The sequence below is a fragment of the Paenibacillus plantarum genome (assembly GCF_013141695.1).
Classification (GTDB): domain Bacteria; phylum Bacillota; class Bacilli; order Paenibacillales; family NBRC-103111; genus Paenibacillus_E; species Paenibacillus_E plantarum.
Genome location: NZ_WHNY01000060.1, coordinates 454,890 through 468,409 on the forward strand (window position 1 = coordinate 454,890; position 13,520 = coordinate 468,409).

Annotated in this window: 7 protein-coding genes; all 7 read left to right on the forward strand. The window is 47.7% G+C overall.

Features of this window, described 5'->3' with window-relative positions; genetic code table 11:
* The first annotated feature begins 9 nt into the window (after window positions 1–9).
* The 7 genes from GC096_RS20080 to GC096_RS20110 all read left to right on the forward strand — a co-directional run bounded on the left by GC096_RS20080 (window position 10) and on the right by GC096_RS20110 (window position 13,382).
* A complete protein-coding gene (locus GC096_RS20080; RefSeq protein WP_171632650.1) occupies window positions 10–1,560 on the forward strand; it encodes a response regulator transcription factor in 1,551 nt (516 codons plus the stop codon).
* Complete coding sequence (locus GC096_RS20085; protein WP_171632651.1) at window positions 1,557–3,266, forward strand: sensor histidine kinase; 1,710 nt, start codon at window positions 1,557–1,559, stop codon at window positions 3,264–3,266. The genes GC096_RS20080 and GC096_RS20085 overlap by 4 nt, the downstream gene beginning before the upstream one ends.
* A 105-nt stretch (window positions 3,267–3,371) precedes the next feature.
* Window positions 3,372–4,814 carry an ABC transporter substrate-binding protein gene (locus tag GC096_RS20090; RefSeq protein WP_171632653.1) on the forward strand — a complete coding sequence of 481 codons (1,443 nt, stop codon included), beginning with the start codon at window positions 3,372–3,374 and terminating at the stop codon, window positions 4,812–4,814.
* Window positions 4,815–5,110: 296 nt separating this feature from the next.
* A complete protein-coding gene (gene dgoD, locus GC096_RS20095) occupies window positions 5,111–6,271 on the forward strand; it encodes a galactonate dehydratase (protein ID WP_171632654.1) in 1,161 nt (386 codons plus the stop codon).
* A gap of 31 nt (window positions 6,272–6,302) precedes the next feature.
* The gene (locus GC096_RS20100; protein WP_171632655.1) at window positions 6,303–7,055 is read left to right on the forward strand and encodes an SDR family NAD(P)-dependent oxidoreductase; all 753 of its coding nucleotides are present in this window, start codon (window positions 6,303–6,305) and stop codon (window positions 7,053–7,055) included.
* Between the two features lie 19 nt (window positions 7,056–7,074).
* On the forward strand, window positions 7,075–9,036 hold the full coding sequence (locus GC096_RS20105) for a DUF6259 domain-containing protein (protein ID WP_171632657.1): 1,962 nt from the start codon (window positions 7,075–7,077) through the stop codon (window positions 9,034–9,036).
* A 134-nt stretch (window positions 9,037–9,170) separates the two neighbouring features.
* On the forward strand, window positions 9,171–13,382 hold the full coding sequence (locus GC096_RS20110) for an Ig-like domain-containing protein (protein WP_171632658.1): 4,212 nt from the start codon (window positions 9,171–9,173) through the stop codon (window positions 13,380–13,382).
* Window positions 13,383–13,520: the final 138 nt, after the last annotated feature.

Genomic DNA, 13,520 nt, shown 5'->3' on the forward strand with positions numbered 1-13,520 from the left:
GGATGCAGCATGTATAAAGTGTTGATTGTGGATGATGAGCATTTTATTCGGGAAAGACTAGTCACAATTATTCCTTGGGAAGAATACGATCTCGTGGTTGCCAGTGTAGCAGAGGATGGAGAGAGTGCCCTGGAGAAAATCCGGGCCGATTCTCCGGATATTGTTATTACAGACATCAGAATGCCGGACATGACAGGACTAGAGATGATAGCCCGGGCTGAGGCCTATCGGCCGAATACCCAGTTTATCATTCTCAGTGCTTACAGTGAATTCGATTATGCCCGCAGGGCACTCCAGTTGGGTGTAACGGATTATCTTCTCAAGCCAACGAAGCCTGAAGAATTACTGCAGGTTCTTCTTAAGCAGGTGGATAGGCTGGAGCAACTGAAGGTGCTAAGAGAACGTGACCGCCGCAATCGCTATTATGAGGAATCCATCCGCTCCCAGTATATTCAAGAGCTCATATTAGGAGATCAACCTGGCTATGAGTGGAAAGAGGAGTGTGTTCAGGTAGGGTTGAAATGGCTGCTAGATGGCGAGTTGAGACTGCACCTGATTACGTTGGATGGGGCTGATCAACACGGTCATATAGAGACTGCTAAGATTGACCAGTTTGCCGTGCAGAATGTCATGTTCGAGCTTATAGCCGAATACGAGGCTATTTGCCCGATTCGCCTTTCCTTCGGTAAATGGCTGCTGGTTACGGGAGGCATCAGCTCTCAAGAGGAGCTCCTCGTCTTTGCCTGGCGATTATACGATTGTATAGACCGATTCACCAAAAAGAAAGTACACATTATGATTTCAGAGCCTGGACAAAGTCCGCTCCAACTGTCGAGATTATTTTGGGAAACAGAGAAAATGATGGAATATATGGGGGCGAATCCGGAGGAGCCGGTTCGCTTTCTTTTGCCGTCTCGAGACGAAATGGCCTATGTGCAATGGACGAAGCCTATGGCGGAGCTCATCGGGTGGATGCTGCAGGGGGATACAGACCGAGTGATAGAGTGGCTCAACCAACTGGCTCCTGCCTTTGTGGAATGGGATCTGAATGCGGCTCAGCGTTGGTGCTTTGAATGGCTGTCCACGATCCGGGAGCATGCTGGGGCCCAGGGTGAAGGACTTTTGCCGAGTACAGATGACTTAAGGATGCGCATCTCCGGTCATTCGAAAATCAAGGAACTTCTGTATTTCTTTACCCATGAGATCCATCATTTGCTCCGTCAGCGGCATGGCAAGGGCCTTCATCGGTTGATTCGTCTTGCCCTGGAGCGGATTGGCAGGGAATACGAACAGGATCTCCAATTGACCACCATTGCCGAGGATTTAGGCCTTTCCCCGGTTTACTTAAGTGAGCTGTTCAAGCAGCAAACGGGAGTCACCTTCCGTGTACACCTGCTTCGGGCCCGCATGGGCGCAGCCATTAGGCTGCTGAAAGATCCCACGCTTAAGGTTTATGAGGTGTCCTATAAAGTCGGGTACAGCAAGGTAGAGCATTTTGTGAAGTTGTTCAAAAGGGAATATGGTATGACACCCTCGGAGTATCGGGGGGCTCTAGTATGAAGAAACGCCGCCCGCCTTTTCGTCGGTTTCACCAAAAGCTGTTCTTGCTTATGCTCGCATTGGCGCTCCTCCCACTTCTGGTTGTCGGCCTTGTTAATATCCTTGTGACCTCCAATTTATTTACCCGGCAATTGGAAGAAAGCGCGGACTTGATCCTGTCCCGCACAGCTGCCCCTCTAGGGCAGCTATATCAGGAATTCCAAACAGCAGAGGGGCTGTTTCTTCAGGATGAAGAGCTGATGCAGGCTTTTGCAAATCCGCAAGCTCCTATTCTCAGGCAGGTAGAGGTGGCCAACCGGCTATCTCAGTACCTTACCAATATCAAGTATATTAACGCGGACTTTCGCGTTTCCTTTCTCTTGCCTCGAAATCACTATCTTTCCAGCTACGGCCTTCCTGTAAAAAATGATCCCGCACGTATTGAGAGCTTTTCCCTGGATAAACGAACACTTGAACACGTTTACTGGCTAACTGACGATAAAACAGCGGGGGAATTCACCTGGGTCGTTCCTTTAGGAAGTGTTGCCGCTCAGCAATTGCACGGTTGTCTGCTGATTACCATCCCGTACAGCTCCATGAGCGCAATGCTGGAGGGGCCGCAGCATCTTGGCCAAAGCCAATATCTTATTGTTGATGCCGGGAATGGAAGATTAATCCGTTCTCCGGGAACGGTGGAGAATGCGGATCTCCAGTCGAGAATCCTTCATCTTCCTGAAGAGAAGAGTATGGACAAGTCGGAATACAGATTTACAGAAGGGGACAGCTATTTTTCCATAAGAACGATTGGGGCGGAATGGATGCTGCTCGGCATTGTACCACGGCATCAAGTGCTGCTGCCGCTCTATAAGGTATATCAATGGACCATCGTCCTGGTGGGGCTATTGCTGTTGGGTATGACGCTGCTCTCCATCAGGCTGGCACGGAATTTCTCCCGGCCGATTGAACGGTTGGCCTCGCTGGTTGTCCGAAAGAAAAGCGAGGGAGCCAACATGCACATCCCGCCTTTGGTGCGTGCGGATGAAATCGGCGTCCTCTATGACGGGATTCGTGAACTGTTAATGGAAATCCGTCAGGAGCAGGTGCTGAAGAAGGAGTACCGACTGAGGCTGTTGCAGTATCAGATTAACCCGCATTTTCTCTACAACAGCCTGGATACCATCCAGTGGAAAGCGCTGGAGCACAAGGATCGGGAGCTCACTAATATGATTGAATATCTAAGCGGCTTTCTTCGAGGAGGCCTGGATCAGATCGATGTCGTAACCGTTGAGCAGGAGCTAAGGCACCTGAATAATTATATTGGCATGCAGCAAATCCGCTACAAGGGGCAGTTTACGATTGCCATCCAGATCCCTGAGGAATTCATGCAGCAGGAGATTGTGAAAATCTCGCTTCAGCCGCTGGTGGAGAACGCCATCATGTACGGAATGAGCCGCCAGGCGGGTGGAAGTCTTATCAAAGTTGAAGGCTGGCGCGTAGCAGAGGATGCTTTTTGCATTAGTGTCTTTGATGATGGACAAGTTCTGGACGAGGAGCGGGTACAGCGGCTGCTCAGCGAGCAGGTTCCCGATCCGGACTCCTTTGGCATCCGTAATGTTCATGAGCGGATCCGTCTCTATTTTGGTGAAGATAGTGGCCTGCGGATGAAGAAGTTGGAGCAGGGAAAATGCTTTGAGCTGCTGCTTCCCTTTGTGGAAAGGCTTCCATAATCGCGGCTGGTTTGTCAGTAAATACGAGTTTTGAGGGGTTAACTGCGGGTGGATTCCTTTCTATAATGAGGGTGTAATTCAAATCAAGATGAGGGGTTGAAGCAATTGAGTAGAAGTAAATGGGGAAGCCGCAGTTTGATTTCGATAGCTGCCGTGGCGCTGGCTTTGTCTGCCGGGTGCTCGTCAGGTACAAACAATGGCAAGGATGCTAGCAGTACCGCGGGGATAGAGAAAGAAAAGCCTAAGGAAAAAGTGACGATCAAGGTTTGGACCAACACGCGGCATGATCTTGAGGTTCGTGAGGGCTTAATCAAAAAGTTCAATGAAACGAATCCTGACAATATCCAGATTGACTATAAGGTTTACTCGGACAACTATAACGAGCAGTTGAAGCTTGCGCTGAATGCGGGCAAACTTCCGGATATTGCTTATTATACTCCCGATCTGTCCACTGCGGATTATCCACTGGATTTGAATCCCTTGATCACACCGGAAATTCGCAAACGCTTTGATAAATCCGCTCTTACAGCTCCACCAACCTCCAAGAATGGTGAACTGGACCGTGTCTTTGAAAACGTCACCACTTTTAAATTAGTTTACAATAAGGATTTGTTCAAAGCATCCGGACTTGATCCAGAGAAACCTCCAACGACCTGGCAGGAAATGCAGCAATATGCGAAACAGATAACAGCCAGTGGAGGCGGCAAGAAGTTCGGTCTCGGTCTGCCGATCAAGCAGTCGGCATTTTGGCGGTATTATGTGACTTATCCGGCAGTTGTTTCGGGAGACATTTATGGCAGGGATGGCTGGAATGCCGTAACTGGAAAATATGACTTTTCGCCTTTTGCTAAATATGTGAAGTGGTGGATTGATGTGAATAAGGAAGGCAGCGTCTTTCCTGGCGTAGGCAATTATGACAACGATATGATTCGCGCCCAGTTTTCCGAGGGCAATATCGGCATGCTGTCTGCCGCAACCTGGGATATCGGGGTATTCAACGATCAGTTTCCAGCAAAAATCGACTGGGCCGTGGCAGACTTCCCTACTTGGGGAGGGAAAGTTCTGGGTGGTCCTGCCTACGAGACAGCGGGCGGATTCAGCATCAACAAAAAAACGGAGCATCTTAAAGAAGCAGAGAAGGTATGGGAATTCATGATCTCCGATGAAATGTTTGTGACGCTGGCCAAAAAGGGTCTCGGTTCCTTTACAAACCTTGCCGCTCAGGAAAAATCGATTCAACCAGTGGATCGCAAGGGATCAGCAGGTTTTGTCATCAACGGGAAGTCAACGAATTATCCGGTGGCGCCACTGCTGGATTATTCCGTTTTAAACCCTCCACTTAAAGTGGGCTCAATCGATGTCAAAAAAGCGGCTGTTGTAAATGACGTCATGTCGGAGCTGTTTATCAAGGGCAAGGAGCTTCCGGAAATTGAGAAGGGACTGCAAGAGCTGGGAGATGCGTTCAACAAACTGACAACTGCTAATGTGGAAGCGAAAACGGTGGATTTAAACAAGTATCTGCAGCCGGATTTCAAGCCGCTGAAGTAACGGCTGATAGCAGCGATTAACGTTACCGGAACTATACTTCGGTGAAAAGCTTATCTTTCGCACCCCCCAGATCACTTTGCATAGCAAACAGCTCTGGGGGGGTGTTATCTATCTAGTGCAAGAGGCGGCGATTCAGTCCATGAGCGGTCAGAAGTGGATAGAGCAAGCTATAGAAATTTATAATTAGGAACATCCAAACAAGAAATAGAGTGAATGCAAATCATCACGAGATCCAAAGAATCTCGCGATGATTTTAGACTAAAAATAAATATGACATGTTTCTTAGGGGTGTGGAGATGAAAATTACTGGCGTGAATACGTTTGTCGTCGATTGTTACCGGACAAACTTCGTATTCGTCAAAATTTACACAGATGAAGGTATTTCAGGGGTTGGCGAAGCAACGCTGGAGTATAAAGAGAATGCTGTAACTGGGGCAATAGAAGATATAAAACGTTACCTAATCGGTAAAAGCCCGCTTAATATCGAAGCGCACTATCACAATATATATCGTGATGCCTACTGGCGGGGTGGAGCCGTTCTGATGTCTGCGCTTAGTGCAGTGGAAATGGCATTGTGGGACATTAACGGTAAATCACTGGGCGTTCCAGTTCACAGGCTGCTTGGGGGCAAGGTTCACGATAAGGTGAAGGTGTATGCCAATGGATGGTTTGCCGGCGCCACTTGCGTAGAGGATTTTGGTGTAAAAGCCAAGGAAGCGATGCAGCAAGGATTCAAGGGGTTGAAGTGGGATCCGTTCGGCAAAGCGTACATGACCCTCTCGAATGAGGAAATGGATAACGCTATTGAATGCATTGGCGTTGTGAGAGATGCCGTTGGTTATGATATGGATTTGTTCATTGAAGGGCATGGCCGTTTTAACGTACCTACAGCGATCAAGATCGCGAAGGAGATTGAAACTTTTAAGCCAGTGTGGTTTGAAGAACCAGTTCCACCAGATAATTTGGATGCCATGGTAGATGTGAGACGAAAATCTCCGGTGGCCATCGCAGGCGGGGAAAGATTGTTTACCCGGCATGCGTTCAACGAAGTGTTCAAGCGAAGAGCGCTTGACTATGTGCAGCCAGATATCAGCCATGCTGGCGGCATTATGGAATGCCGCAAAATTGCTGCAATGGCGGAGGCGAACTATATTCCATTCGCCCCGCACAATCCAAGCGGCCCCGTAGCTAACGCAGCTACACTGCAATTGGCTGCCTGCACACCTAACTTTTTCTATCTGGAAATTATGGCAAGTGATGTGCCTTGGCGCAAAGAGATAACGGACGAAAAGCTGCATTTCGAGGATGGCTACATGACAATCCCGGATAAACCGGGGCTAGGCATTGAGCTGTATGAAGACTCAGCCATTAAATATCCTTTTGTCCCGCACGATTTAAGGCATTATAACGGGCAACTTATTCAAATTCGACCACCGGCTGCCGAGCATTACTTTTAAATCATTCTAGAAACCGAGGTGAAGCATCGTTATGTTTGATTTATCTGGCAAAGTGGTCATGGTAACGGGGTCATCGCAAGGTCTCGGACGCGGGATGATCTTAGGAATGGCTGAAGCGGGAGCTAATGTGATTATTAACGCTCTGGAGATCACGGAAAGCGTACTTCAACTTGTTGAGCAGGTCAAGGCGATGGGGCGGGATGCGATTGTGATCCAAGCTAATGTCAGCCAAGAAGAGGAAGTCCAGAGATTGTTTCATATGGCGGTTGAGAAGTATGGACGCCTCGATATACTGGTTAACAATGCCGGCACTTCCAGAGCGGAGACGATAGACGAAACGTCGCTGCAAAGTTGGAATGAAATCATCAACAACAACTTGACGAGCACGTTCTTATGCTCGAAGTATGCCATGGATATCATGATGCCGCAAAAAAGCGGAAGAATTATTTCCATCAGTTCGGTCGTTGGACATCAAGGTGCTTTGTATGGCCATGTTCACTACGCTGCTAGTAAAAGCGGACAAATCGGCTTCACGAAAACGCTCGCTCGCACGGCCGCTCCTTATGGCATCACCGTTAACGCGATAGCTCCAGGCATCATCGAAACCGAATTATTGTTTCAAACACATGGGGATGAGAAGGTAAGCAAGTTAAGTGAATCCGTCCCTCTAGGCTTAGGAAGGCTTGAAGACGTTGCGGCGGCTGCGGTATTTCTGGCCAGTGACGAAGCCAGGTACATTACTGGAGTTACTTTGGATGTGAACGGCGGTCTTTATTTAAGATAAGGAAAGGACAGATTGAGAAATGACTTTTTCAATTAAGGCAGGTCAATTACAGTTTGCTATAGATCCGCAGGGACGATATGTGCGTTGGTCGGCGGAGGGGCTTCTATTACAAGAGAGTACAGGAGCGGATTTCTGGAGAATTCAACTGGATGATGGCGAGTTTCGCGACATGTCTGTTCGTTCAAGTCTTCAGAGCGGGACCGTAACCGAAATTGAGGGTGGATTGACTATCCAATATAATCAGCTCGAAGCAGAGGACGGGAATACCTATCCAGTCTTGTTTCGGGTGCAGGTCCTCGTAGTAGGAGAGCAATTGCACTTCTCATACAAGGTAACCAATCAAAGCGAGGTACGAGTTAATGAGGTCAAACTTCCGTTCGTAGATGTATCCGTCGTTGCGGATGAAGTGCGCAGCCGTGATGTCTTGTACCGCAGTGAGGGGCATGGACACCGACTTGCAGATCCTTGGACGGCAATTGACAGAGCTCACAGTGAATACATGTCCAGCGATAACCATGAGATTTGGCTCGACATGACCTATCCGAGTTTCGGCAGCATGGCTTGGTTCGGTGTGCAGAGCGGTTCGCATTTCCTCTATGTAGGTCGGCATGATGATAACTTCACTACGTGTGTGTTGGCTGCAGGGATAGGCCCGCGTAACAGCGATCCGCGTCACGTTCTAGCCGTTTCTCAGTTCCCTTTGGTGCAAGGAGGAGAAGAAGTTTCCTCTCCAACCTCTGTTGTAGCGTTCGTTCCTGGGGATTGGCGGCAGGGCTCGGCTATTTACCGGCAATGGGCGGACGGTTGGTTTAGTGAACCGCAGAAACCCGAGTGGGTACAAGAGCTTCCCGGTTGGCAGCGAATCATCATGAAGCATCAGTTCGGCAAAATTTACTTCCGTTATGAAGATTTACCGCGTGTCTACGAGGAAGGCAAGGCAGTCGGGGTTGAAATGATTCTGCTCTTCGGTTGGTGGAAAGGCGGCTTTGATAACGGGTATCCCGTCTATGAGCCAGATCCTGCCCTTGGCGGAGAAGAAGGGTTTAAAGCAGCGATTGCGGAAGTGCAGCGTCGGGGCGGGCGTGTTGCTCTTTACACAAATGGCGTACTGATCGATGTGAAATCAGACTATTACAAGGAAACCGGTCATCGGATTTGCCGCAAAAATATTGATGGCATGGAGTACAGAGAGCATTACAAATTCAATAATGACGGCATGCTGCTGCGCAATTTTGGCTATAAAAGCTTTGTGTCTGCCTGTCAGGCCACAGACGAATGGAATAAGCATCTTACCCAGATAGGTCAACAAAAACTGAGCTACAATCCGGACTCCATTTTCTACGATCAGATCGCAGGACATTTCCCTCATCTCTGTTTCGACGCTTCGCATGATCATGGAAACCGGGGGGATAACGAGACGGTTTATCGGCGGCGCAATTTGCAGCAGATGCGTGAATTATGCACAGGGGATAAAGCTTTCGGCTCTGAATTCGTTGTAGACTGCTACGCGCCTCTCCTGGATTTCCATCACAGTTGCCAATACGCGAGTTTTAAAGACAAAGAGTCGTTCCCTGAGCTTTATCGGCAAACGTTCCCTGAGACGATTATGTCCAATCGATACATGCACGATGAAAGAAGCGATTTTAAGCAGCAGCTTCACTTCGCTTTTGTATATGGATACCGCTTTGACATTGCCATTTACCGCTGTCGGGAAACAGTGACTGCGGCTGCGGCTTATGCAAGCCATATTAAGGAATTGATTGCCTTACGCGATCGCTACTCTGAATTTTTCTATCACGGCACCTTTTCACTGGATACCGACATGGAGCTGCCTGAAGGAATCATCAAAACGGAATACGTTCATAATGCGAGAAGACTCTTCGTATTCTGGAATGACTCCGCTGAGGAGAAGCTTATTTCTTTCCAAAACCAAACGATTCGTTTGGGGGGCAATGAATTGCGATGTGAGATTGTGGAATAAGCAGTTGGTAGGAGGGGGCAGCAAGGCTGCTCTGTGTTCAAGTCGGCACGGAACAACCTTGTTGTTTTCTTTTTAGATTGAAAGTGAAACGCTTACATTATTGGACTATTTAATAAAGAAAGGGTGGATGCATGATGTATAAAAAGATAATGTCGGGGCTCATTTTATGTACGCTTCTAGTTTCGTTGCTACTCCCGCTACCTAAAGGATTTGCCGCCGGAAGTACAGGCGTCCTTCAATTCCAGGATGATTTCAGTACAGGGATGTCACTGTGGAATGGAATTAACGGGTCATGGGTCGTCGATAACGGCGCACTTCGCGTTACATCGTCCAGCTCGAACAATATTGAGATGAAAGGGACGAATTCGGTTTGGCAGGATCAAATCGTTGATTTCAGGCTGAAAATCTTGGAAACGCCAGGAGGTGGATTTACAAGAGTATTTACGAGATATAGTAGCAATACCAGCAATTTGAGCTTGATGATCCGGCCTATCGGGTTAAGTTATACCATTAATGGGTCTAGCGAGGTGTCCCTTTCCAGCTATAAATTTACCGTTGGCAGTAACTACGACATCAAGATGAATATATCGGGAAGCACGGCAGCCGTCTATGCAAAAACTGAATCGGAAACCAATTATACAAGTGTAGGAACGATTACGGGGGTACCCGTTCAAAGCGGAAAGGTCAGATTTTCAACCTTCAACGATAAAGTGCAACTCGATAATGTAAGCGTTGTTAATTTGCGCGATTCGGCTTTTATGGCTAACGGAAACATATTGTCTTCTTTGAACGTGGGAAGTCAGTCCAATTTGCAATTAATAAATGCGACTGGAAATTCGGTTATATGGACTTCTGGCGATGTGGCGAAGGCAACTGTTGATGGAAACGGTGTGGTTACCGGGTTAAGCAGAGGACTAGTTACTATTACTGCCGCTAAGGCAGACAATTTGTCGCAAGTGAAATTCGATATCTATGTGAAAGATCCGGTGGATTCCATAGGGGTGTTGCAGTTCCATGACGATTTCAGCAATGGTATGAATCTATGGAATCCTGTACAGGGGACTTGGATGGTTGATAATTCCCGGTTATCTTCGACAACAACCGCTTCCTCTCTGATTGAACTCAAAGGGGGGAATGCTCAATGGAGAAATCAGACGATTTCGATGCGGTTTAATCGTGGAGATAATTTGGCCGGAAACTTCATTTCCATTAAGCTTAGATATGTGAGCGAATCCGATTACACACGGCTGCTGATCAGGGGGACCGGGTTAAGCTACATTAAAGCAGGCGGTACGGAGCAGTCTTTTTATTCCGGGGCATTTAATCAAGGGATAGATTACGATATCAAACTGGCTGCTTTGGACGATTCGGTTCAAGTATATGTAAAAAGCGCAGCGGATGCTGATTATACGTTTGTGGGAGCCATTTCCAACGTCGCGTATTCATTTGGCAAGGTGCAGTTGACTACCTACAATCTAAAGGCGACTATTGATGATATTAAAATTTGGAATCATGAAAGCTCGAAGTTAGTCATGGGCACCAAGCTGGCCGCTTACGCCAGAGGAAATAGCGCGCCTATTCCGATCACCAATAAAACTGGCAAGAATGTCGTATTAAGCTCAAGCAACCATGCTGTAGCAACAGTCGATCAAACTGGAGTTGTCACAGCCGTCGCAAAGGGGCAGGCTACTATTACCGCTGCAACGTATGACGGTTCTTATCAAGATAAGAGTGACGTTGTCGTCTATGTCCGGCCAACAGGCGTTTCCCTAAATAAGGCCAGTACTTCCCTATATGTAGGGGAATCCGAGGAACTTACAGCGACGATCGCTCCAACTGATGCCGATAACTTGTTCACCGTATGGTCAATCAGCGACCCATCCGTGGCAAGCTTGGTCGGCGGAGCAAGCAAGTCCAGAGCCATCAAAGCGTTGTCCGCCGGGACGACGACGGTTACTGTTACTACGGTAGACGGCGGATTTTCGGCCACAACTCAGGTTACGGTGAATCCTATACCGGGTCCAACCGTTTCATCGGCAGAATTCCAGATCGATACGACTCCGAATGCTTTGTCGCCTTATCTACTAGGGGTGCATAACGAACAAGTTTTAAAAATTGGCAGGGTGACCGATTTTCAACCTGCAAGTCATGATAATCTCGGCATGGAACTCAAGCTGCAAAACGTGCGTGGTCCTGATGGAACAGGCGCTGATTTCTACATGTACAACGAAGGTAACCTTATTAATTCGAAGGATCCGCGTTATGAGCAATTTTACGGAAATAAAACGATCGGGGCTATTGAAAATGTAAGCTTAAAGCCGGGCTTTCCTGGGCTATCCCTTGCGAATTCGTACCATCTGGCTAATACTTTGGGTGTGCCGTACGTATATGACTTGAATATCATCTCACAGTCGGTTGATGAGATTTTGACTCAAATTCGGCAGATGAAGCAGCTGACAACCCAGCCTATTTATGTGGAAATGGGGAATGAGCTATATTCCATTTTCTTTGATAAAGCGTTCCCATCGGTAAACGAGTACATTGCAAAATGCAAATTGATCTATCAGGGCATCAAAAACATCGACCCAACCATAAAAATTGGTATTGTCGCGGTCGCGAAAGACCTTGAAGACAGGATCGCGGCTGACCCCAATAATCAGCCAGATCCTAATGTCGACTGGGGAGCAACACAAGGGGGACGGGTTGCTGCTTGGAACCAGAGCCTGGCGCAAGACACCAGTTTCTACGATGCGATCATCGTCCATGTGTATTCCCCTATTCCGTATCTGAATGATTTGACGAACAGCAAGATGATGGACTATTTATATACGTATAACCAAAGCGCACTGGAAGGGCTCATCATTCAAAAAAATCAATTCCCGGGCAAGGAAATGTGGGTAACGGAATGGTCCTCGCTTCCGACGGTCATTTTCGGAGAGACGGACTTGAACGAGAAGGCACGCAAACAGTTCATGAAGACACCAGGATTTGCGATCCACAGTATGGAACGGGTGCTGCAAATGATCGAGTCAGGCGCAGTGACGATTACCGACGTGCACGCGATGGTGGATCCTCAGGGGTTTGGAATCGTGCAGCAGGCATCGAATGGCGATCTCGTCAAATTACCGAATTTTCATGTATTTAAAGCATTAGGCGATTTGCTTGACGCAAACAGCAGTTACTACAAGATCAATCTCGCACAGGGCAATGTTCAAAATGAAAAACTTCGCTTTATAGCAACGAATGTATATTATAATGTCTCGGATGTTGGCGCATGGGGATTCGGCGATGCAAGCGGCATTAAGAAGGTCGTATTTGCCAACCGCACGATGAACCCAGTTAACGTATCCGTACCAGGAGCGGCGCTCAAGACGAATTGGATATACGGGGGAGAAAATCCTTTGCCGGATTACCTCACCAATCCGAATGCGAGCTGGCTGGACGCTCCTCAGGTCAATCCGTTGCCAGAGGCACCTGTCTCAAGTTTTGCCGGACAGATCCAATTGAAGCCTTATTCGATGACGATCGTAGACATTACAGACATGACAGTGCCGACTGCATTGGTCGCATATAGCAGCACAACACCGACCAATGATATTGTAGTAGCGTCCATTACGCCAAGCGAACATGTAACGATCACGAACAACGGGGGGTCAAACAGCTACTCGTTCCTCATGAACGGCAGCTATACTTTTGAATTTGTTGATGATGCAGGCAATCAAGGTACTGCGACCGCAACCGTAAACAACATGATTACGAAAAGCAAAGGAGTGCCGGGAAAACCTGATCTGTCTAATGACAATGGATTTGATACTGGCATTCAAGATGGCAACTACAGGGTGAAAATGGATATGTGGTGGGGAGATAACGGTAGAATATATAAGCTATATGAAAATGATGTGCTCATCGAGACCCAAATTCTTGGGGATCATTCACCGAGTGCCCAATCTACCGTAACGTCAGTTACCTACAAGATGAATGGGACCTACCGCTACTACGCTGAACTCACCAATACTTTTGGCACAACGAGAAGTGACATTATGACCGTTATCGTTACTCAGGCAACACCGGCTAAACCGGTCCTTTCCAATGACAACTGGGATGGCGACGGCAATTTCAAAGTTGACATGAATATGTGGTGGGGAACGAATGGAACGACCTATCATTTATACGAAAACGATATTCTCATCTATACACAGGCAATGACAAGCCGTACACCGACTGCTCAATCTGCAATGGCGACCGTAGCAAATAGAGCAATAGGCACCTATGAGTATCGCGCTGAGCTCGTTAACCATGCAGGAGCCGTATCCAGCGATAAGATGATTGTAAAAGTAACTAAGTAGTAATCTTAGAATAGAAACTCTAAAAACGGAGAACGCGTAGCATACGTGGCTCCGTTTTTTTTATCATGCTGGCATTTCATCGAGCACCCTCAAGAGTTGACTTTGGCTGTTAGAACCCATATTGTGGAATCGGAACAG